This window comes from Streptomyces sp. SirexAA-E (assembly GCF_000177195.2).
GTDB classification, from domain to species: Bacteria; Actinomycetota; Actinomycetes; order Streptomycetales; family Streptomycetaceae; genus Streptomyces; species Streptomyces flavovirens.
This window is the reverse complement of record NC_015953.1, coordinates 7,210,837-7,231,498: the sequence shown is the minus strand read 5'-3', so window position 1 is coordinate 7,231,498 and position 20,662 is coordinate 7,210,837. Positions and strand designations below refer to the sequence as shown.

Sequence of the window (20,662 nt, the reverse complement as noted above, 5' to 3'; positions counted from 1 at the left end):
AAGGGGGCTGGGAACACTGTCGGTTCGGGGGGCGGGCCGTACTGCCGTCGGGGGGCGGGCCGTACTGCCCCGGCGCCGCAGTCCTGCGAGGCTCGTCGGCGAGCGCACGACCGGCCCGAACCGGGCCACGAACAAGGGGGAACATCTATGCGGCACAAGCGCCTCGCAGCCTCGGTCCTGCTCGCCGTGACTCTGACCGGGGTGGCCGCCCCGGCCGCCTTCGCCCAACGGCCCGACCCGCTCCAGCGGCAGCTGGACCTGCTCGTCGGCCAGGACGGGGTCCCGGGCGCCCTCGCCCACGACGGCGAGGTGACGCGTACCGCCGGGGTGGCGGACCTGGCATCGGGCCGGCCGATGGTGGGCGCGCGGGGACGCTTCCGGCTGGCGAGCAACACCAAGGCGTTCACGGCCACCGCGGTGATGCGCCTGGTCGCGGAAGGCCGCATCGGGCTCGACGACCGGGCGGGCGACCACGTGCCGCAGCTCGCCGAACGGCCGATCACCATCAGGCAGTTGCTCAAGCAGACCAGCGGGCTCCCGGAGTACTCCGCGCTGGTCGACTGGACACACGCCGGGACGCCCCAGGAGTACCTGGCCCTCGCGCTCGACCAGGACCCGGTCTTCCCGCCCGGCACCGGCTGGGGCTACTCCAACACCAACTACCTGGTGCTCGGCATGGTGATCGACGAGGTGACGGGGGTCGGTTTCCGCACCTACGTCGAGCGCACGATCCTGCGCCCGCTCCGGCTGGACGACACGTACTGGCCCTCCCCCGGTGAGTTCAGCCTGCGCGGCGAGCACGCCCGCAACTACGGGGTCCACCCGGCGGATCCGGAGGCGGGGCGGGTGGACGTCACCGAGCTTCCCGGGTACGAGTTCGGTGCGTCCGGCGGGCTCGTCTCCACGCCGAAGGATCTCAACGCCTTCTGGGACGGGCTCTTCGGGGGGCGCCTCCTGCCGGCCTGGGCGGTGCGCCGGATGACCGAGGACACCACCGATGTGGGCGGAACCGACGTCTACCCGGCGGGCAGCCGCTACGGCTACGGTGTCGCGTCGGTCCCGCTCAGTTGCGGTGGCGTCTACTGGGGGCACGGCGGGGATCTGCCCGGTGACTCGGTGGGCGGCGGCCGGGCCACGGGCGGCCGCGGCACCGTGACGGTCTACACCACGACATGGGCGGCACAGGGCGACGGCCTGCGCCACCTCCAGGGGGCGGTGGACGCGGCCCTGTGCGCCGGGCGGCGCTGAGACCCGCCGGGCTCCGTGCGCGTCGGCGGGGCGGTCTGCCCTCGCCCCGGCCGTCCCGGAGGGGGAACCCCGCCCTCCCTCCGGGAGGGTGACCCGCGTCAGGGATGATCTCCTCGACCGATGCGGCGCGAGCAGGAAGTTCCCAGATGACCCACACCACCGGTCCCGTCGAGCGGATGCTGAAGCGTGCCGCCGCGCACGAGCGGCGGTTCAACGCGCTGTTCGAGGAGTACTTCGACACCTTGGACAGGACGCTGGACGCCCCCTCCTTCAGCCGATACGCCCCGGAGTGCGTCCAGCTGCTGCGGGAGCTGTCCATGCGTGGCGGCAAGCGGATGCGGGTCGTGCTGCTCCACGAGGCGGCCGGACTGGTGAGCGCCGAGCCGGCCGAAGGTCTGGACGCCGCGGCCCTGAGCATCGAGCTGCTGCACACCCACGGGCTGGTGCACGACGACCTCATCGACGACAGCCCGACGCGCCGGGGCGGCCCGTCGACGTACTACGCCTACCGCGAGCGCTTCCCGCGGCTCCCCCAGGCGGCGCTCGGTCTCACCGTGCTCGCGGGGGACCTGGCGCTGGGCCTGTCCCTGCGGGTGCTCCTGGAGGCACGGCTGCCCGTCGCGCTGCGTCAGGCGATGGCCGAGGCGCAGACGCGGGCGGCTGCCGACACCTTCGTCGGCCAGATCGTCGACCTGGAGCGTGATTTCACCGGCGCCGTGCCCGGCGAGGACGTCCTGCACTCCGTGGCCGACTTCAAGTCCGCCCGCTATTCCGTCCTCGCGCCGATGCGGCTGGGGCTGCTGGCGGCGGGCGGGCAGCCGGAGGCGTTCGATCAGGAACTACGGCGCTACGCACGGCTGGTCGGGATCTGCGGGCAGATGCGCGACGACTACCTGGACCTGTACGGCGACGCGGAGGTCACGGGCAAGCCGACCGGGACCGACCTCCGCGACGGCAGGCGCAGTTACACGGTCAGTGCCCTGCTGTCGGTCACCGAGGGCGCCGAGCGCGCCGTGGTGGAGTCGGCGCTCGGCGACCCGGCGTGCACGCCCGAGGTCATCGACGCCGTGCGGGAGATCGGTGAGCGCCACGGGGTCGCGGACACGGCGCGCGCCGAGATGCGGCGCCGTGCCGAGGAGGCGTCCCTGGTGGCGGCGGGGTGGCGGTCGCGCTGGCGTGCGGAGGCGGTCACCTTCTTCGAGCACCTGCCGTTGTGGAGCGTCGAGCGGAGCAGGTGACCGTCCCGTGCGGCCGGGCGGGGCGCCGCCCGGCCGCGCGGGACGGCGGTCACGCCATGCGGTCGGCCGCCTGCGACAGGAAGACGTCCAGGACGCCGTGGGTCGTTCCCGTGCCTCCGTCGGGGGCGTCGGACCACGCGGCACTGTCGGTCGACTGCGTTGCGCACAGCACGCCGACCGCGACCGTCCACTCGGCCCGGGTCCCGCGCCCGGTGGACCCCGTCATGCTGTTCCCGCTTCTCCGGCGCGTTCCGCGGTGCGGCTGCCCGCTCTCGTGAGGGACGTGCCGCCACAGGGGGTCGGCCCGGACCCGCTCGCCGGGCCCGGGTCCGCCCGGGTGCGCCTCAGGCCGGAAGGAGACGGGCGCCGGCCGGGTGGTGGCGGCTGATGTTCCGCTCCAGCAGTTCGGTGGAGGCCCGAACCCCCACCGAGGTTGCGGGCGAGAACTCCGGGAGGCGTCCGTCGGCCTCCTTCAGCTCGCTGAGCGCGGTGTCGATGGCGGCGTGCGCGGCGAACAGACAGGGCGTGCTGTAGATGGCCACCTGGCATTCCAGATCGGTGAGTTCGGAGAGCGAGAGCCTCGGGGACCTGCCGCCCGCGATCTGGTTGAAGAGCAGGGGCTTGTCGTCGATGACCTTCCGGATCCGGCGGATCCACTCGACGTCCCGGACACCGTCGACCAGCACCACGTCGGCGTCGGTCTCCGCGAGCGCCTGGGCGCGGCGCAGGATCTCGCTCTCCTCCGTGGCGTCGGTACGGGCCACGACGACCAGGTCCCGCCGGCTCTCCAGGACGAGGTTCAGCTTCTCGAGGTACTCCTCCAGGGGCAGCACCGTCTTGCCGTCGGCGTGACCGCACCGGCGTGGACGCTTCTGGTCCTCGAGGATGACCCCGGAGGCACCGGTCCGCTCCAGCCGCTGCACGACGTGGCACGCCACCTCCGGGTCGACGTATCCGTCGTCGATGTCCACCAGCAGGTGGTGGGCGGGGAAGGCATGCCGGAGCCGTTCGACGAAGGCGACCATGTCCGGCCAGGCGATGAAGCCGATGTCCGGCAACCCGTAGTGGGAGGCGGCGAATCCGAATCCGGAGACGAAGAAGCCGTCGTAGTGGCGGGCCGCGACCGATGCCGAGTACATGTCGTAGATGCCGACGAGCGGAGTGGTCCCGGGGGTGTGGATCTGCTCGCGCAGTGCGCTTCCGTAGCGCATGTCTGTCTCCTTGAGTGCGGCCGTGGGCCGGCCGGGGGCGGGGGTGTGTGCGCACAGTGCGCAGTCGGGTCTGCGCGCGGGTCGGTGCGGGGACGCCGTGGTCCGGGAAGCCCTCGGCGGTACGGGGGCCGCACAGGGTGACGGCGTGCCACTCGCGGGACGTTCTTGATCTCTTTGCAAGTGCTCGCATACATATACCGGCGTTGCCATCGCTTCACCCGCCGACACGCGGCGGTTCGGCCGGCGCCGTGAGGGGCCGTCCAGGCGGCCCCCCGACGCCGACGCCCGGGGCGGCGGAGCGGGTCAACTTCCGTATACGGCAGGAGTGGTGGAAGGTTGAACGAATCGCGCGCCGGCCTGTGCCCGGGGGCGGCGCGCCGTAGAGTTCCCGGGGTGCCCTCGTACAGCATTGGCCAGGCCGCGGAGCTGCTGGCCGTGAGTCCGGAAACCGTTCGCCGGTGGGCGGACGGCGGTCATCTCGCGATGGACCGGGGCGGGTCCGGTCATCGGATGATCGACGGCGTCAGCCTGGCGGGTTTCGCGGCGGAGCGCGCGGCGGGCCTGCACCCGGTGCCGGGTGGGGTCACCACGTCGGTGCGCAATTCGTTCGCCGGGATCGTCACCGCCGTGAGGGTCGACGACATCGTGGCTCAGGTGGAGATCCAGTCGGGGCCGCACCGGCTGGTGTCGTTGATCAGCCGTGAGTCGGTGGAGGAACTGGGCCTGGAGGTAGGGGTTCTGGCGACGGCACGGGTCAAGTCGACCGACGTGCACATCGACCGTCCGGACGGCCGCGGCTGAGCCTCACGCAAGCCCGTACGGGTTCGGCCCCCGCAGATGCCAGGCGATGTGAGCGATGAACCTCTTGGCTGATCCGGCGCGGTCACCACCACCGCGTTCCGGCGGTACCGGTTGCCCGGTACGCCGACATCCCCCGCACCGAGGCGCACTTCGTGGAGACCGAGGACGCGATCGGGCCGCTCGGCGCCAAGTCGATGGGTGAGAGCCCTTTCGACCCGGTCGCCCCTGCCTTCGCGAACGCCCTGCGAGACGCCACCGGCATCCGGTTCACCGAACTGCCGCTGACGCGCGACCGCGTCTGGCCGGCTGTGGACCGGCACGCGAAGGACCGGTCCGGTCCGGCTCCCGGGCGGATGTGACCCCGCGTCCCGTCTACGGGTCACAGACGCCAGGTGAAGACCGGGTACCGCCTCGCAGTCACGGTTCCGCGGGGCCGCTTCTGGGCATACCTTCCGACAGCCGCCCAGCGGACCGTCCGACCGGTGGATTCCCATGGACCCGATCAGCACGCAGCACGGCCTGCCTGCCCGGCGGTCGGCCTCGTTGGCCGTGTCCGGGGACGTCGCGCGACCGGCCACGCTGACCGTGGGCGATCTGCGGAACGGCTGGGAACAGCACCGGGTCGAGGTGGTGTTCGACTGTGCCACCAGCGGCCCCCGCCGGCACCGGTTCGAGGGGCCGCTGCTTCGCGAGGTGGTCCTCGACGCGCAGCCGCTGTTCGACGCCCGCCGGCGCAAGGAGCGGTCCCGCTTCGTGCTGTCGGTCTCCGGCGGGGACGGGCACCACACCGTACTGGCCTGGGCGGAGATCGACGCCGACTTCGGCGGCGCCCCCGTCCTGCTGGCGACCCGGATGGACGACGCGCATCTGGACTTCGCGGGAAGCCAGTTGGTGGTGCCCGTCGACCGGTGCGGCGCGCGCTACGTCAGCGCCGTCACCCGGGTGTGGGTGGGTGCGTGGCCACAGGGGGGACAGACGGGCTTCGGACCATCCTCCAAGGAGGAGCGCATATACCATGGAGCATCCACTAAAACCTTGTAGATGCGAGCAACATCCCCCTATTGTGTCGCACATGCAGTCCTACACCATTGGGCAGGCGGCTCGTCTGCTCGGCGTCAGCCCCGACACGGCCCGCCGCTGGGCGGATGCCGGACGCGTCGCCACCCATCGCGAGGAGAGCGGGCGCCGTCTCATCGACGGCCGGGACCTGGCCGCGTTCTCCGTCGAGGTCGCGCAGAGCGGCACCGGCGAGGACGACCCGTCCTACACGTCGGCCCGCAACGCGTTCCCGGGCATCGTCACCGCGGTCAAGCTCGGTGACGTCGCCGCCCAGGTCGAGATCCAGGCCGGCCCGCACCGCCTCGTCTCACTCCTGACCCGGGAAGCGGTCGAGGAGCTGGGGCTGGAGGTCGGCATGGAGGCCACCGCCCGCGTCAAGTCGACCAGCGTGCACATCGACCGCACCTGATCCAGCGCTCCCCAGCGGCGTCGCCCGTCATCGGCGCGGCTCGTCCCATCCGCTCGGGCGGCATCAGCCGGCCGTGTCCCCAAGGAGTTCCCACCCTCATGTCCCTCACCTTCACCGGCCGCCGCCGTACGGCGGCCGCGATCCTGACCGCGGCCCTCCTCGTTCCGCTGGCCGCCTGCGGCAGCGACGACACGAAGGACTCGGGCGAGAAGGCCACCGCCTCCGCGTCCGGGGCGCCGAAGGCCGACCTGACGGTTCTGGCCGCGTCCTCGCTCACCGACGTCTTCAAGACCGCCGGTACGGCGTACGAGAGGGAACACCCGGGAACGAAGGTGACGTTCTCGTTCGCCGGCTCGCAGGAACTGGCCGCCCAGGTCAAGCAGGGCGCACCCGCCGACGCCCTGGTCACGGCGGACACCAAGACGATGGACGGGCTCAGCTCCGACACCGGGACGCCCACCGTCATCGCCAAGAACCGTCTGGTCATCGCCACGGCCAAGGGCAACCCGGAGAGGGTCGAGAACCTCGAGGACCTCGCCGACCCCGGGCTGAAGGTCGTCCTCGCGGCACCCGAGGTCCCGGTCGGGCGTTACGGCCAGCAGATCCTGGACGCGCAGAAGGTCGACGTGAAGCCGGTCTCCCAGGAGCCCAACGTCCGCGCCGTCCTCAGCAAGGTCGAGCTCGGCGAGGCCGACGCCGGTCTCGTGTACAAGACGGACGCGGCCACGGCCACCGACAAGGTCGACGCCGTCGACATCCCGGACGCGCAGAACGCCGTCGCCTCCTACCCGGCGGCGACCCTGAAGACCTCGAAGCACAGCGAGGCGGCGGCCGCGTTCGTGACGTGGCTGTCGACGCCCGAGGCGCAGAAGATCCTCGCGGACGCCGGCTTCCAGCAGCCGTAGGACGTGTTGCGGAAGCAGCGCCGTCCGCCCGGCGGACAGGCGGCGTCCGGTACGCACGATCTCCCGACAACACGGACGGGAGTCCTCCGGCCCTCGGGGATACGTGCCGGACGCGGCCGGGCAGGCCGGACTTCCGAGACACGCCCCCACAGGCCGTCATCCGTGCGGGCGTCCCGTCTCCGGGCCGCCCGCACGGATCCTCCAGCATCAGGGACCTTCGATGAGACGCCTCCGCAGCCGCACCACCGGCCCCCGCGCGCCGATCGCCCTGGCGATCCCCGCGCTGCTGGCCATCGCCTTCCTGCTGCTCCCGCTGCTCGGGGTCCTGGCCCGCACCTCGTGGCACGACCTGGGCACACATCTGACCAGGCCCGAGACGACCGGGGCGCTCAAGCTGTCCCTGATCGTGTCCGCCTGGGCGCTGGGCCTCTCGGTCGTCCTCGGTGTCCCGCTCGCCTGGCTGCTGGCCCGTGTCGACTTCCCCGGCAAGGCCTTCGTCCGCTCCCTCGTCCTCCTGCCGATGGTGCTGCCGCCGACCGTCGGTGGCGTCGCCCTCCTCCTGGCCTTCGGCCGGCGCGGGCTGCTGGGGCCGTGGCTGGAGGACACCTTCGGGCTGACGCTGCCGTTCCACACCTCCGGTGCCGTCCTCGCCGCGACCTTCGTGGCGATGCCCTTCCTGGTCATCAGTCTCGAAGGGGCGCTGGGCGGACTGCGCCCCCGCTACGAGGAGACCGCGGCCTCCCTGGGGGCCTCACCGGTCCGGGTGTTCTTCACCGTGACCCTGCCCATGGTCGCCCCCGGGCTCGCCGCGGGCGCGGCGCTGACCTGGGCCCGGGCGCTCGGTGAGTTCGGCGCGACCATCACCTTCGCCGGAAACCTCCCCGGTACCACGCAGACCCTTCCGCTCCAGGTCTATCTGCTGCTCCAGGACGACGCGGAGGCCGCCACCTCCGTCTCCCTGCTCCTCCTGGCCATCGCCATGGTGGTGCTCGTCGCACTGCGCGGACGCTGGACCGGCACCCCGGACACCGCCGCCGCGCAGCCCCGGGCCACGGCGAAGGACCCGGGTCCCGGGCCGGCGAAGGACGACCGCCCCGCCCCCGGGGAGCCGTCCGGCCCGGACGGCGGCGACAGCACCGAGGAGAGCTGGCCGCTGCACGCCGCCGTCACCGGTTTCAACCGCCTCACGCTCGACGCGGACGCCGGAACGACCATCGCCGTCGTGGGCCCCAACGGCGCCGGGAAGACGACGCTTCTGCGCGCGCTGCTCGGCCTCACGCCTCGCGCGCACGCCGAACTCCGGCTGGGCGACACGGATGTCACCGCACTGCCCCCGCACCGCAGGGGCGTGGCCTGGGTCCCCCAGGACGGTGCCCTCTTCCCGCACATGAACGCGCTCGCCAACACGGCGTACGGGCTGCGCGCCCACGGTGTGCCGCGCGCGGAGGCCCGTGACAGCGCCCGGCGGTGGCTGGACCGGCTCGGAGTGGGCCATCTCGCGCACCGCAGGCCGGCCGAGATCTCCGGGGGCCAGGCCCAGCGTGTCGCGCTCGCCCGGGCGCTGGCCGCCCGGCCCCGGCTGCTCCTGCTCGACGAACCGCTCGCCGCCCTCGACCAGACCACCCGTGCCCACGTGCGGCACACCTTGCGCCGTCATCTCGACGGCTTCGGCGGCGTGTGCCTGATCGTGACGCACGACCCCGTCGAAGCCGTGGCGCTCGCCGACCGGGTACTCGTCCTGGAGGACGGCCGGGCCCTCCAGGACGCCCCGCCGGCCGAGGTCACCCGTCATCCCCGCTCCCCCTGGGTCGCCCGCATGCTCGGCCGCAACGCCTGGCCCGGCACCGCGACCGCCGACGGCCTCCGGCTCGCCGGCGGCGGCACCCTGGTCGCGGCGGAGCCGGTCCCGCCCGGCACGGACTCCCTCGCGATCATCGCCCCGGAGGCCGTCGCCGTGCACCGGGACAGGCCCAGCGGCAGCCCCCGCAACGTCTGGCCCGGCACCGTACGGGAGATCACCACCAGCGGCAGCCGGCTGCGCGTCCTGATCACCTCGGACGAGGCGCCGGACCTGGTCGCCGAGATCACCCCGCAGGCTGTCGCCGAGCTCCGCCTCGCCGAGGGCGCCGATGTCTGGACGAGCGTCAAGGCGACCGAGGCTACCGTCGTGGCGCTCTGATCGGGTGCCGCCCCCACCGGTCCGGCAGAGACCCGCGAGTGCGGCATCTCCCTCCCCGTTCCCGCTCACGAGGCAAGGCCAAGGCCCCATGGACGCACGCACCCAGGACGGCACCGCCGCGGACGTCGGCCCCGGCCCCATCGCGCGGCGGCCGCGCCCCGACCCCCGTATCGCCCGGTTCGTCGCCGAGGCCCTCGACGGCGCGCGTACCGTCCTCGACGTCGGCGCCGGGGTGAATTCCCAGGAGGGCGCCGCCGACGGCGCGGTGACGGCGGTCGGAGGGTCCGGGCCCGGGCGCGCCCGGCGTCCCGCCCTGCCCGCCCGGGCCGTCGACGCCGTTGCCGGGGATCTGCCATACGCGGACGGGGAGTTCGACGCGTCGATGACCCTCTTCGACGTCCACCAGTGGAGCGACGTCACCGCGGGCCTGCGCGAGATGCGGCGCGTCACCCGGGGCCCGGTCGTCGTCCTGGCCCGTGCCCCGGAGCTGGTACGGGACTTCTGGCTGGGCGCGTACGCGCCCGAGGTCCTGGAGACGGAGGCCCGGCGTCATCCGCCCGTCCGGGACCTGACCGCCGCGCTCGGCGGCACCGGGCGGGTCCGGGCCGTGCCGATCCCGCTGGACTGCACCGACGGCTTCGACGAGGCGTACTACGGTCGCCCCGAGATGCTGCTCGACCCCGCCGCCCGTCAGGCCTGCTCCGCCTGGAGCTTCGTCGGCGACGAGGTCAGGGAACACTTCGACCGGACCCTGCGCCGCGACCTCGCCTCCGGGGCCTGGGACCGGCGCTTCGGCCATCTGCGGACCGAGCCCGTGTACGAGGGGTCCCTCGTCCTCGTACGTGCGATCCCTTGAGTACGGTGTGCGGCCGGGCACGGGAGAAGGCCCGCGTCCGGGGACGCGGGCCTTGGGTCACGCACCGTCCGCCGGCGGTTTCCGGGCCACCTAGGCGATCTTCATGGTGGCCATCATGCCCATGGCGGAGTGATCGAGCATGTGGCAGTGGTAGACGTAGGTGCCCCGGTATCGGTCGAAGGTGGCCTGGAGCTTGACCGTCTCCCCCGGCATCAGGTTGACGGTGTCCTTCAGCCCGGCGTCGGAGGGGGGCGGGGTTCGGCCGTCGCGTTCCAGGATCCTGAACTGCACCAGGTGCATGTGGAAGTTGTGCGGGAACACCTCGTTGGCGTTGACGACGGTCCACACCTCGCTGGCGCCGTACCGCACGAAGGCGTCGATCCGGCCGGGGTCGTACACCTTGTCGTCCATGAACGCCTGCGGCGGCGCCATGGTGAGCTTGACCGTGCGCTCCCCGGTGGGCTCGGGCAGGCGGGGCAGGGAGCGCAGGACGGACGGGACCCGGCTGGCGTCGGGCGCCGTGCGGTCGACGTCGAACCTGAGCACCTGCCCGATCTCCGCCAGGTCCCCGGGAGGCGCGCTGTTCTCCAGGACGATCTCGGTGCCCACCGGGTACCGGGAGAAGTCGATCACCACGTCGGCACGCTCGCCCGACGACAGGAAGATGCGGTCGGTGGTGTGCGGACGCGGCAGCAGCCCGCCGTCGGAGCCGATCCGGATGATGTCCGAACCGTCCGAGAGGCGCAGGTCGAAGGCCCTGATGTTGGACGAGTTCAGCAGCCGGAAGCGGTATTTCCGGGCGGCCACCCTGAAGTACGGATAGGCCTTGCCGTTGGCGACGATCGTCGTCCGCTCCGGGTCGCCCATCGAGAAGGCGAGGTCGCCCGCGCCGTCGATGTGCACGTCCCGCAGGGCGACGGGGACGTCGTACGCCCCGGAGGGCAGGGGCAGTGCCTGCTCGACGGAGTCGGTGAGCAGGTAGGAGCCGGACAGTCCGCGGTAGACGTGCTCGGCCTCCATGTGGTGGGCGTGGTCGTGGTACCAGAGCGAGGCGTGCGGCTGCCGGTTCGGGTAGTGGTAGGTGCGGTCGGCGCCGGGCGCGATCGTGTCCATCGGGCCGCCGTCGTTCTCCTGGGTGACGGCCGCCCCGTGCAGATGGACGGAGGTGGGCATCGTCAGCCGGTTGCGCTGGCGCACGACCACGGGCCGCCCGGACCGTGCCCTGATGGTCGGACCGGGGAAACTGCCGTTGTACGTGAGCACGCCGGTGCGCACCCCGGGGAGGATCTCGCACTCGGCGGGGCGCATCGTGATGTCGTACACGTCCCGCCCTCCTCGGGTCGAGACCGGCCGGAGCACGGGCGGAACGGGCATGGGTACGCGGAACCGGTCGGTCTCGGAGACGGTCAAGGCGCGGGCCGGCGCCTTCGTCCCGGCGCGCGCCGGCTCGCCCTCCGCCCGGTGACGCAGGGCGGTCGGGAGCAGCGCGGCGCCGGTCGTCAGGGTCGCTCCGAGCACGCCCAGTCCGGCACCGAGCGCGGTGCGTCGAGTGGCCACGTGTGTCCTCCAAAAGGGGCGGGGTCGAGACGCGCGGCTCGTGGCGGCGCGGGTTCGGGCGGGGTGCGGCGCGCGGCCGTCGGCGCAGCCGGAAGCCGCACGCGCGAGGGCTGGGCCGAGGGGAAGGGGCGCCCTGGGCCGGGGTGGCGGCCGACGACGGGGGCGCACCCGCCAAAGACGCACCCGTGCCGCCGGCAGAAGCGGGACGGTCGGAGACCGACTCTTCGACTCCCCCTCACACCGCGGCGGTTGGTAACGCCGGTCGGGGCGGCGGAGAGGCTGTCCCGGACCGGGCGAGGCACTCCTCCAGGAAGGCCAGGACCCGCAGGTGGTACGTGCGGGCCGACCACCCCAGACTGATGTTGTGGCCCGCGCCCGGCAGGCGGTCCACGGTGTGCGGCACGGCGAGCGGGCCCGTCAGATCCGCGATGGCCGCGTCGTCGTGGCGCCACCAGGCCTCGTGCTCGGCGAAGGTCAGGCGTACGGGCAGTCGCAGGCGGGAGGCGAGCCGTCCGTAGCGATCCGGCCAGCTGCTCCAGTCGAGGCGTTCGCGGGCCGGCATGGGCGCGACGACGGCCGCGCTCGCGCGGAACGTGCCCGGTGGATAGAGGTGCAGCGGGCCCCAGTTCAGCCGGTGCCCGACCCGGCCGCCGGGCGCCGCGACGTAGCGCGCCGCCTCGGTGACGTACCGCTTCCCGCAGCCGGAGACGTCCAGGCCGATCAGCTCGCCCTCGTCCGTGCCGGCGGCCATGGTGAGGGCCACCTTGCCGCCGTAGGAGTGCGCCAGGAGGAACAGTCCCGCCCCGACGTCGTGCCCGGCGGCGAAGCCGCGCAGCGCGGCGCGCAGGATCACGGACTGCTCGGCCGGTGTCTGCCCGTACGGGACCGCGGCGGCCGACGCCCCGTAGCCGGGGCGGTCCAGGGCGAGGACCGTGTAGCCGAGGCGGGCACCGAGCGCGAGGAGGGAGACGTCGGGGTGGGCCTGGCCGTCGAAGTAGGCGGCGCTCATCCCGCCGCCGTGCAGGCACACCACCACCGCGCGGGTCCGGGCGTCCCGCGGTTCGATCAGCAGTCCCGACAGCGGGACGCCCCCGTGGGCGAGCGTGACGGGACGTACGCCGGCGGAGACAGGGTGCGGATGCGTCGGCACGGTCACGGCCGGTCCCCCAGGGTGTGTCAGTCGATGCCGCGGACGATGTGCGATTCGGCGGTGTCCTCCTGCTCACCGGCCAGCAGCAGCACGGGCGGTGCCGAGCCGGCGCCGCCCGGCGCTGCCGGGGATGGGACGGGGGGTTCGGTGTCCATCGGTGCTCCCCTCTCTCGGCTCCGGGTCAGCGCCTTCCGTCAGGCGCCCACCGGCCGCGCGGGTCGCGGTGGTGGGGTATGCGTTCGGGGCGGCTCCAGCCCGCGGTGGCCGGAGCCGGCTCCCCGTCCGTCCGGGCCCAAATGGCGGCACGGGCGAGCAGCACCGCGGTCAGCGCGGCTATCTCTCCCGCGTCCGCCCGGCCCCTGACGACCCTGATGACCGGACGGGCGCCGTCCTCCCCGGGGCCGGCCGGGGCGTCGGCGGGGCCCTGGTCCGCGCTCACTGCGGGGGGTTGCCGTGTTTGCGGCACGGCAGGTCGACGTGTTTGGCGCGCAGCATGGACAGCGACTTGATCATGATCCGGCGTGTGTCACGCGGGTCGATCACGTCGTCCACCAGCCCGCGCTCGGCCGCGTAGTAAGGGTGCATCAGCTCCGCCTGGTACTCCTTGATCTTCTGCTGCCGCATCTCCTCGGGATTCGGGGCGGCGTTGATCTCCCGGCGGAAGATGACGTTGGCCGCTCCCTCGGCGCCCATCACCGCGATCTCGTTGCTCGGCCAGGCCAGCGCGAGGTCGGTGCCGATGGAGAGCGAGTCCATGACGATGTAGGCGCCGCCGTAGGCCTTGCGCAGTACCAGGGAGATGCGGGGCACCGTCGCGTTGCAGTAGGCGTAGAGCAGTTTGGCCCCGTGCCGGATGATGCCGTCGTGCTCCTGAGCCACGCCCGGCAGGAAGCCGGGCACGTCGATCAGGGTCACCAGCGGGATGTTGAAGGCGTCGCAGAACTGTACGAAACGGGCGGCCTTCTCGCTCGCGTCGATGTCGAGCACACCCGCCAGGGAAGACGGCTGGTTGGCCACGATGCCCACCACCTCGCCGCCCAGGCGCGCGAGCGCGCAGACCACGTTGGTCGCCCAGGCCGCGTGCACCTCGAAGTAGTCTCCGTCGTCGACGATCTCCTCGATGACCCCACGGACGTCGTAGACGGCACTCGGGTCGTCCGGGACCAGGTCGAGCAGTGCGTCGCAACTGCGGTCGACGGGGTCGTCGCAGAGGACGGTGGGGGGCAGTTCGCGGTTGCTGGAGGGCAGCAGGGTGATCAGGTAGCGGACGTCCTCGACGCAGCTGCGGACGTCGGGGTAGACGAAGTGCGACACACCGGAGACGCCGGCGTGCACGTCCGCACCGCCCAGTGCGTCCTGGGTGATCTCCTCACCGGTCACGGCTCGGACGACGTCGGGTCCCGTGATGAACATCTGCGAGATGCCGCGCACCATGAAGACGAAGTCGGTGAGCGCGGGGCTGTAGGACGCACCGCCCGCGCACGGGCCGAGCATGACGCTGATCTGCGGGATGACGCCGGAGGCCTTGGTGTTGCGGCGGAAGATGCCGCCGTAGCCCGCCAGCGCGCTGACGCCCTCCTGGATGCGGGCGCCGGCGCCGTCGTTGAGCGACACCAGGGGCGCGCCGGCGGCGAGCGCCATGTCCATCACCTTGTGGATCTTGGAGGCGTGCGCCTCGCCCAGCGCGCCTCCGAAGATCCGGAAGTCGTGGGCGTAGACGAACACGGTGCGGCCGAAGACCGTGCCCCAGCCGGTGACCACGCCGTCGGTGTAGGGGCGGTTGGCCTGGAGGCCGAAGCCCGTCGCGCGGTGCCGCCGCAGGGGCTCCACCTCGGTGAAGGAGTCCTCGTCGAGCAGCAGGTCGATGCGTTCACGCGCGGTGAGTTTCCCGCGGGCGTGCTGGCGCTCGGTGGCCTCCGGGCCGGGCCCCTGGAGGACCTCCTTCTTGATCAGGCGCAGCTCCTCCAACCGCTCGTCGGTGGTCCATCCGGACCTGTTGCCGTCGGTGGGGCCGGTCAGGGTCCTCTCCCGTGCCGACATGGACGTCACTCTCCTGACTTGGGTTCGGGACGTGCTCCGGGCGTTGCCGCGGCGGCCACCGGTGCGGCCCCGCCTCGGTCGCGACGCGGCCGTACCCCCGCCGCTCCCGCGAGCAGGCCGAGCGCTCCGACGGCGGCCACCAGGACGAGGGCGGGGCGGCAGGCCGCCAGGTACTGCTCCGGTGACGCACCGACGGCGGGGCGGTGGGCGACGAGCAGGGCCGCGACGAGTGCCGGCACGAGTGCCGCTCCGGCCTGGACGGCGCTCTGGTAGAGACCGGACCCCGCGCCCCGGTCCGGCGGCGCCAGCCGCGCCGTCGCCTGTGTGTTCAGCGCGGCGAAGGAGAGTACGAAACCGGCTCCGACCATCAGCGTCGTCGGCAGGACGGCGGTCGCGTAGTCGAGCGGCCACGACTGGCGTAGCTGCCAGAGGTACCCGGCCAGGGGGAAGACGGCCCCCACGGCGATGAGCCGTGCGGTGCCGAAGGCGGCGACCATCCGCCCCGACAGCAGCGCGGTGGCCGCGAGGGGCACGGCCGCCGGCAGGAGGGCGAGCGCGGCTCGCAGCGGGTGCCAGCCGTGCAGCGTCTGCAACTCGTAGGTGAGCACGAAGAGCAGGCCCAGGTACGAGCCGTTCAGCGCGGCGGCGCCCAGGGCCGAGCGGGCCAGTGGACCGTCGGTGAGGAACGCGAACCGCACCAGGGGGTACGGGGTACGCCGTTCGACGCGGACGAAGGCGGCGAACAGCAGCACCGACGCGGCCAGCAGCCCGCCGGAGCGAAGGCCGGTCCAGCCGTGCGCCGGTACGGAGACGATGCCGCCGACCAGGGTGAGCAGCCCCGCGGTGCAGGTGGCGGCCCCCGCCACGTCGTACCGGCGGGGCTCACCGCGGGACCGCCGGCCGGTTCCCGGGTCCGAACCCGGGATCAGCCGCAGGCCGAAGAGGAAGAGCACCAGGACGACGGGGGCGGGGAAGGCGAGCGTCAGCCGCCAGTCGACCGCCGTGAGCACGCCGGACAGCAGGAGACCGGCGGTGAAACCGCTCGCGCCGAACAGGGTGTAGACGGACAGGGCGCGGTCGCGCAACGGGCCCGCCGGGTAGGCGGTCTGGATGATCGCCAGGCCGGTCGGGGCGGTCAGCGCGGCACAGAGGCCCTTCACGACGCGGGTCGCCACCAGCAGCCACAGGCCGTCGGCGAACGCGCCGGCCACCGAGGCCGCGGCGAAGCCGAGGAGCGCGGCGAGATACACCTCGCGGCGGCCCAGGAGCGCGACGACCCGGCCGCCGAACAGCATCAGTCCGCCGAACCCGATGGCGAACCCGGTCATCATCCACTGGGCCGAGGTCAGCGGCAGGCCGAGATCCGCGCCGATCGACGGCAGGGCGACGACCGTCACCGACACTTCGAGCGCGTCGATGAGCATGTTCCCGGCGAGGACGAAGAGCAGCCCCCACAGCCGGAGCGCCGATGCCCCGGCCGGTGCCGCCGTCGGCGAGGGAGTGGAGGCGGAGGACGAACTGCGCACGATGCTCCTTCACTTCGGGCGGGCGAGGCCGCGCCGGGGGCGGTCAGCCGAGGAGGGTTCCGCCGCTGGCGTCGATGAAGGCACCCGTGACCCAGCGGGCGTCGTCCGAGGCGAGGAAGGCGACCACGTCGGCGACGTCCTGGGGCTCGCCGACCCTGTTGAACGTGGACAGGGCCGCCATCTGCTCGACCGCCTCGGGGATGTCGAACACCGGGTTGCCGTTGCGCGTGATGCCCGGTGCCACGCTGTTGACGGTGATGCCGCGCGGCCCGAGGTACTTGGCGTAGTGCAGGGCGAGCATCTCGACGGCGCCCTTGGTCATGGCGTACGCGATCTCGTCGGGGTTGGCGAACCTGGTGAGCCCCGAGGAGATGTTGATGATCCGGCCGCCGTCGGGCATGTTCGGCAGGGCGCGCTGGATGACGAAGAACGGCGCCTTGGCGTTGACGGCGACGAGCCGGTCGAACTGCTCGGGCGTGGTGTCCTCCGGTTTCACGCCGCCCATCACCCCGGCGTTGTTGACCACGATGTCCAGCTCGGTGGAGCCGGTGCGTTCCTTGAGCCCCTGCTCCAGTCCGAGGAACAGCTCGTGGACGCCGCCCGGCGCGCCGAGTTCGGACCGCACCGCGAAGGCCCGGCCGCCGTCGCTCTCGATGCCGGAGACGACCTCTTCGGCGGCCGCCTTGCCGGTCGCGTAGTGCACGGCGACGAGTGCGCCTTCGCGGGCGAGGCGTTCGGCGGTCGCCCGGCCCATGCCCCGGCTCGACCCGGTGACGAGCGCCGTCCTGCCGGTGAGGTTGCCCATGGTGCTTCTCCTGTGGTGTCGACGGTCGGATGAGGTGGTGTGCGCGCCGGGGCGCCGGGCGCCGTGCCGCCGTGCGCCGGCGGTGTCCGCCGGGCTCCCGAACCAGCGGTCCAGCGCGGCGAGCAGGCCTTCTTGGTCGGACCCGGCCCAGGCCACGTGGCCGTCGGGCCGCACCAGGACGGTGGTCCCGCCCGCGGTCGGTCCGGTCGAGGCGGCGTCCGTGACGACGGCGTCGACCCGGTCCGCCCAGGGGGCGGCGGCGTCGGTCAGGCCCGGGCCGGCGGACGCCGGGTGGAGCAGGAGCCCCCGCGCCCGGCGCAGCGTCACGAGGGTGGAGGTGGTCGTCGTGTCCGGGGCCGGTGCGGCGGGCGGCAGGCGTGTCCCGCACAGCGGGTGCCCCCGGCCGGAGCCGTAACGGATGCCGAGGCCGCTGATCGTGCCCGCGAGGTGCCCGCGTACGTCCTCGTAGGCGATCAGTTCGCCCATGACGGAGCGCAGGGACTCGACCTCGGGTCCGCCGAGCAGCAGGCGTGCCTGCGCCCGGATGCCGGACAGCACCTCCCGGCCCACGGCGTGACGCTCCTCGTGGTAGCTCTCCAGGAGCGCGTCGTGGGCGCGGCCGAGCACGACGGCCGCCAGCTTCCAGCCCAGGTTCACGGCGTCCTGGAGCCCGAGGTTCAGCGCCTGGCCGCCGATCGGCATCTGCTGGTGGGCCGCGTCCCCGGCGAGCAGGACGCGCCCCGCGCGGTAGCGGTCGGCCTGACGTGAGGCGTCCCCGAAGGAGTTGACCCACAGCGGCACGCCCGCCGTGATGTCCTCGCCGGTCACCGTGCGCCAGACGTCGGCCAGTTCGGCGTAGTCCGGCTCGGCGGTGCGGTGCCCGGGCGGCCGGCCGAACCGGTGGACCATGACCCGGGTGACTCCGCCGGCTCCGCGCGCGGCGATGGCGAGGCCCTTCTCCAGCCGCTGGAAGCGCCGGTCCTGGATGTCGAGCCCGTCGACGTCGGCCCGGATCAGCTCACGCCCGGCGGAGGTGCCGGGAAAGGGGATGCCGGCCAGCTCCCGCACCGTGCTGCGCTCCCCGTCGCAGCCGACGACGTAGCGTGCCGAGAGGCGTACCGGGCCGTGCGGCCCGTCGGCCCCGACCTCGATCCGGTCGTGGTGCTGTCGGAGGGACCGCACCCGGTGCCCGCCGCGCAGCTCGGCGCCGAGCCCGCGCGACCAGGCGCCGAGCAGTTCCTCGGTCCGCGTCTGCGGGACCTTCCACTGTCCCGCGAAGGGGCTGTCCAGGCGCAGGTCGAGGGGGATGCCGCCGAAGTGGCCCATGGGCACGTGCGGCGGCGTGCCGAGGTCGTCGAGCAGTCCGCGCTGGTCGAACAGCTCCATGGTCCGTGCGTGCAGCGTCGAGGCGCGGGACTCGGTGGTGGGGCCGTCCCGCTGTTCCAGGACGGTCACCTCGGCGCCGCCCAGTCTCAGTTCGCCGGCGAGCATGAGCCCCACGGGCCCCGCGCCGACGACGACCACATCGGTGTCGACGGCCGCCATGGGATCAGCGCCGGGCTTCGGCGTAGTCCTTGGCGTGGCCGAGCGTCGCCCGGCTGTTGGTGCTCAGCGCCGCCCGGACGTAGGCCTTGGCGTCGGCGACCTCGGCCTCCGGCCCCAGCACGGCCGTGATGTTCTCGGGGCGGATGACGACGGTGTGCTGCGAGGAGGCGGCGACCCCGTCCGCCGTCTCCCGGAACGTCCAGTAGCCGGTGTGCAGACTCATCAGCGCCGGGAGGGTGGTCTGCTTGTACGCGATCTTCTCGTGCGGCAGGCACACCCGGTACGACTTGGTGGTGTGCACCGATCCGTCCTTGGCCCGGGTGTCCATCTCCAGCGTCTGGAGTCCCGGGACGTCCTCGGTCAGCCGTACGGTGGCCACGTGCGGCAGCCGCTCGGACCACAGGCCCGCCTCGTTGATGAAGTCGTAGACGTCCTTGGCGGAGCCGGCGATCTCCACGGTGTCCTCGAAGGAGAACGTCAGTTCCTGGGAGGCGGCGACGAATTCGAGGTTGTCCTTGAGGCCGGCCAGTTCGCTGCGCGAATTGCGGTCGACGGCCTCGTCGATCCACTTCAGCTTCTCCGGGTCGTCGTCGACCGCCCGGTAGTCGTGGAGCAGCCGCAGCCGTGACGTCGAGGCGGAGAGCGGCTCGACGATCCAGGTCCCGCCCATCTCCGCCACCGGCGGTGTGGTCACTTCCTGGCGGAATCCGATGCGCAGCCGCTCCGGGTCCAGCACGCGGCGCGACGTCCAGTTCTTGGCCTCGCCGTTGGCGGTGGCCCAGATCCGGATCACCTCCTCGGTGCCGGTGCGTTCCACGTGGTCGACGTAGATGGACGGCGGGAAGAGCCGGGGCCAGTTCTCCACCTCGGCGATGAGCCGGTACACGTCGGCGGCCGGGGCCGAGACCGTGATCTCGTGCTCCACCTCGCGCGGTCCGGACTGAGACATACTCGTGGCTCCTAGGTCGGGGGTGGGCGGCTCAGAAGTTGCCGAGTCCGCCGCAGACGTTGAGCGCCTGCGCGGTGATGGAGGCGGCGGTGTCCGACGCGAGGTAGCCGACCAGCCCGGCCACCTCTTCCGGCGTCGAGTACCGGCCCAGCGGGATCTTGGCGGTGAACCTGTCGAGGATGGTCTCCTCGGTCGTGTCGTACGCGGCGGCGTAGCCCTGCCTCACGCGCTGCGCCATCGGCGTCTCCACGTACCCGGGGCAGACCGCGTTGACGGTGATGCCCGTCGGAGCGAGCTCGTTGCCGAGGGCCTTGGTGAAGCCGACGACCCCGTGCTTGGAGGCCGAGTACGGGGCGCCGAGCACCACGCCCTGCTTGCCCGCGGTGGAGGCGATGTTGATGATCCTGCCGTGGTCCTTGGCGCGCATGCGGCCGGTGTTGAGCACGGCGCGGGTCATCCGGAAGACGCTGTTCAGATTCGTCTCGATGACGTCGTTCCACAGGTCGTCGTCGATGTCGGCGGTGACGCCGCCGCCGCTGCGGCCCGCGTTGTTGACCAGGACGTCGACCGCTCCGAAGCGGGCGGCGGCGGCACGGACGAACTCCTCCGTGCTCTCGGGCGAGCGCACGTCGAGCGGAGCGCCCTCGACGTCGAGCCCTTCGTTTTTCAGCAGTTTGACCGTCGATGCCACGTTCTCGGCGTTCCGCGCGCCGATGAAGACCTGGTGGCCCTGCTGGGCCAGGAGCCGGGCGACGGCCAGGCCTATCCCGCTCGTGGCTCCGGTGACGACGGCCACACGTCGGTTGTGCTCGGACATCTGGTTCCTCCCCTGGGTGAGGTGCCCGTGGGCGGGGCGGCCGGGCCTGCCCCCGCGACGGACGGGTCAGGCCGCGACCTCCGCGGCGGCGGTGATGTGCTCGTTGACGACGGCGATGAGCTGCCGCGGCGTGACGGCGTCCGTCAGGGCCGAGTCGTCGAGCGTGATGCCGTACTCGCGCTCGATGCGGCCGCCGGTCTCCAGCAGGGCCAGGGACTCGTAACCCAGCTCGTCGAAGTACGTGTCGAGGATGTCGCCGTCGAGGTCGACGCCCTCTTCGGCGCCGGCCCCTTCCAGCAGGATGCGTCTGAGGTCGTCGAGGGCGAAGGTGCGCGTGGTGCTCACGTCGGTGCCTTTCGATCGGAGG

Annotated in this window: 20 protein-coding genes and 1 pseudogene; 9 read left to right on the top strand and 12 right to left on the bottom strand. The window is 72.8% G+C overall.

Annotation, left to right across the window (positions count from 1 at the left end; translation table 11 throughout):
• Nucleotides 1–147 precede the first annotated feature (147 nt).
• A complete protein-coding gene (locus SACTE_RS31580) occupies nt 148–1,248 on the top strand; it encodes a serine hydrolase domain-containing protein (protein WP_014050087.1) in 1,101 nt (366 codons plus the stop codon).
• Between the two features lie 146 nt (nt 1,249–1,394).
• On the top strand, nt 1,395–2,486 hold the full coding sequence (locus tag SACTE_RS31575) for a polyprenyl synthetase family protein (protein ID WP_014050086.1): 1,092 nt from the start codon (nt 1,395–1,397) through the stop codon (nt 2,484–2,486).
• A 49-nt stretch (nt 2,487–2,535) separates the two neighbouring features.
• Here the strand turns inward: SACTE_RS31575 and SACTE_RS34705 are convergent, their stop codons facing one another.
• Both SACTE_RS34705 and SACTE_RS31570 read right to left on the bottom strand, forming a co-directional pair.
• A complete protein-coding gene (locus SACTE_RS34705; RefSeq protein WP_014050085.1) occupies nt 2,536–2,712 on the bottom strand; it encodes a hypothetical protein in 177 nt (58 codons plus the stop codon).
• A gap of 118 nt (nt 2,713–2,830) precedes the next feature.
• A complete protein-coding gene (locus SACTE_RS31570; RefSeq protein ID WP_014050084.1) occupies nt 2,831–3,697 on the bottom strand; it encodes an isocitrate lyase/PEP mutase family protein in 867 nt (288 codons plus the stop codon).
• Between the two features lie 393 nt (nt 3,698–4,090).
• On the opposite strand from SACTE_RS31570, the gene SACTE_RS31565 reads away from it, so the two are divergent.
• The 7 genes and pseudogenes from SACTE_RS31565 (at nt 4,091) to SACTE_RS31535 (ending at nt 9,906) form a co-directional block, all read left to right on the top strand.
• Nucleotides 4,091–4,498, top strand: a complete 408-nt coding sequence (locus SACTE_RS31565; RefSeq protein ID WP_026359228.1) for a TOBE domain-containing protein — start codon at nt 4,091–4,093, stop codon at nt 4,496–4,498.
• 75 nt (nt 4,499–4,573) lie between these two features.
• Nucleotides 4,574–4,857 (top strand): annotated as a pseudogene (locus SACTE_RS33580) (hypothetical protein); the annotation flags it as partial.
• Nucleotides 4,858–4,990: 133 nt separating this feature from the next.
• Complete coding sequence (locus SACTE_RS31555; RefSeq protein ID WP_014050082.1) at nt 4,991–5,539, top strand: molybdopterin-dependent oxidoreductase; 549 nt, start codon at nt 4,991–4,993, stop codon at nt 5,537–5,539.
• A gap of 31 nt (nt 5,540–5,570) precedes the next feature.
• Entirely contained in the window at nt 5,571–5,966 is a 396-nt protein-coding gene (locus tag SACTE_RS31550; protein WP_014050081.1) for a helix-turn-helix transcriptional regulator, read from the top strand.
• 98 nt (nt 5,967–6,064) lie between these two features.
• Entirely contained in the window at nt 6,065–6,871 is an 807-nt protein-coding gene (gene modA, locus SACTE_RS31545; RefSeq protein WP_014050080.1) for a molybdate ABC transporter substrate-binding protein, read from the top strand.
• 220 nt (nt 6,872–7,091) lie between these two features.
• Complete coding sequence (locus tag SACTE_RS31540; protein WP_014050079.1) at nt 7,092–9,050, top strand: ABC transporter permease; 1,959 nt, start codon at nt 7,092–7,094, stop codon at nt 9,048–9,050.
• Between the two features lie 88 nt (nt 9,051–9,138).
• Nucleotides 9,139–9,906: a methyltransferase domain-containing protein gene (locus tag SACTE_RS31535; protein ID WP_014050078.1), complete on the top strand. Its 768-nt coding sequence runs from the start codon at nt 9,139–9,141 to the stop codon at nt 9,904–9,906.
• A gap of 90 nt (nt 9,907–9,996) precedes the next feature.
• On the opposite strand, the gene SACTE_RS31530 is transcribed toward SACTE_RS31535, so the two are convergent.
• The 10 genes from SACTE_RS31530 to SACTE_RS31485 all read right to left on the bottom strand — a co-directional run bounded on the left by SACTE_RS31530 (nt 9,997) and on the right by SACTE_RS31485 (nt 20,640).
• Entirely contained in the window at nt 9,997–11,463 is a 1,467-nt protein-coding gene (locus tag SACTE_RS31530; protein WP_014050077.1) for a multicopper oxidase domain-containing protein, read from the bottom strand.
• Nucleotides 11,464–11,698: 235 nt separating this feature from the next.
• Nucleotides 11,699–12,619: an alpha/beta hydrolase family protein gene (locus SACTE_RS31525; RefSeq protein ID WP_014050076.1), complete on the bottom strand. Its 921-nt coding sequence runs from the start codon at nt 12,617–12,619 to the stop codon at nt 11,699–11,701.
• Nucleotides 12,620–12,639: 20 nt separating this feature from the next.
• Entirely contained in the window at nt 12,640–12,768 is a 129-nt protein-coding gene (locus tag SACTE_RS31520; protein ID WP_014050075.1) for a hypothetical protein, read from the bottom strand.
• A 26-nt stretch (nt 12,769–12,794) separates the two neighbouring features.
• Nucleotides 12,795–13,052 carry an acyl-CoA carboxylase subunit epsilon gene (locus SACTE_RS31515; RefSeq protein ID WP_014050074.1) on the bottom strand — a complete coding sequence of 86 codons (258 nt, stop codon included), beginning with the start codon at nt 13,050–13,052 and terminating at the stop codon, nt 12,795–12,797.
• Nucleotides 13,049–14,653 (bottom strand): acyl-CoA carboxylase subunit beta, encoded by a 1,605-nt coding sequence (locus SACTE_RS31510; protein WP_014050073.1) that lies wholly within the window; start codon nt 14,651–14,653, stop codon nt 13,049–13,051. The genes SACTE_RS31515 and SACTE_RS31510 overlap by 4 nt, the downstream gene beginning before the upstream one ends.
• A 5-nt stretch (nt 14,654–14,658) precedes the next feature.
• Nucleotides 14,659–16,179, bottom strand: coding sequence for an MFS transporter (locus SACTE_RS31505; RefSeq protein ID WP_014050072.1), 1,521 nt, complete (start codon nt 16,177–16,179; stop codon nt 14,659–14,661).
• A gap of 43 nt (nt 16,180–16,222) precedes the next feature.
• Nucleotides 16,223–18,529, bottom strand: coding sequence for an SDR family oxidoreductase (locus tag SACTE_RS31500; RefSeq protein WP_014050071.1), 2,307 nt, complete (start codon nt 18,527–18,529; stop codon nt 16,223–16,225).
• Between the two features lie 4 nt (nt 18,530–18,533).
• Complete coding sequence (locus SACTE_RS31495; protein WP_014050070.1) at nt 18,534–19,478, bottom strand: aromatase/cyclase; 945 nt, start codon at nt 19,476–19,478, stop codon at nt 18,534–18,536.
• A 31-nt stretch (nt 19,479–19,509) separates the two neighbouring features.
• A complete protein-coding gene (fabG, locus tag SACTE_RS31490; RefSeq protein WP_014050069.1) occupies nt 19,510–20,295 on the bottom strand; it encodes a 3-oxoacyl-ACP reductase FabG in 786 nt (261 codons plus the stop codon).
• 66 nt (nt 20,296–20,361) lie between these two features.
• Nucleotides 20,362–20,640, bottom strand: a complete 279-nt coding sequence (locus SACTE_RS31485) for an acyl carrier protein (RefSeq protein ID WP_014050068.1) — start codon at nt 20,638–20,640, stop codon at nt 20,362–20,364.
• Nucleotides 20,641–20,662 lie beyond the last annotated feature (22 nt).

Coding starts and splice junctions, on each gene's coding strand:
- SACTE_RS31580 (WP_014050087.1), top strand. CDS start 148: ATGCGGCACAAGCGCCTCGCAGCCTCGGTCCTGCTCGCCGTGACTCTG.
- SACTE_RS31575 (WP_014050086.1), top strand. CDS start 1,395: ATGACCCACACCACCGGTCCCGTCGAGCGGATGCTGAAGCGTGCCGCC.
- SACTE_RS34705 (WP_014050085.1), bottom strand. CDS start 2,712: ATGACGGGGTCCACCGGGCGCGGGACCCGGGCCGAGTGGACGGTCGCG.
- SACTE_RS31570 (WP_014050084.1), bottom strand. CDS start 3,697: ATGCGCTACGGAAGCGCACTGCGCGAGCAGATCCACACCCCCGGGACC.
- SACTE_RS31555 (WP_014050082.1), top strand. CDS start 4,991: ATGGACCCGATCAGCACGCAGCACGGCCTGCCTGCCCGGCGGTCGGCC.
- SACTE_RS31550 (WP_014050081.1), top strand. CDS start 5,571: ATGCAGTCCTACACCATTGGGCAGGCGGCTCGTCTGCTCGGCGTCAGC.
- modA (WP_014050080.1), top strand. CDS start 6,065: ATGTCCCTCACCTTCACCGGCCGCCGCCGTACGGCGGCCGCGATCCTG.
- SACTE_RS31540 (WP_014050079.1), top strand. CDS start 7,092: ATGAGACGCCTCCGCAGCCGCACCACCGGCCCCCGCGCGCCGATCGCC.
- SACTE_RS31535 (WP_014050078.1), top strand. CDS start 9,139: ATGGACGCACGCACCCAGGACGGCACCGCCGCGGACGTCGGCCCCGGC.
- SACTE_RS31520 (WP_014050075.1), bottom strand. CDS start 12,768: ATGGACACCGAACCCCCCGTCCCATCCCCGGCAGCGCCGGGCGGCGCC.
- SACTE_RS31510 (WP_014050073.1), bottom strand. CDS start 14,653: ATGTCGGCACGGGAGAGGACCCTGACCGGCCCCACCGACGGCAACAGG.
- SACTE_RS31500 (WP_014050071.1), bottom strand. CDS start 18,529: ATGGCGGCCGTCGACACCGATGTGGTCGTCGTCGGCGCGGGGCCCGTG.
- SACTE_RS31495 (WP_014050070.1), bottom strand. CDS start 19,478: ATGTCTCAGTCCGGACCGCGCGAGGTGGAGCACGAGATCACGGTCTCG.
- fabG (WP_014050069.1), bottom strand. CDS start 20,295: ATGTCCGAGCACAACCGACGTGTGGCCGTCGTCACCGGAGCCACGAGC.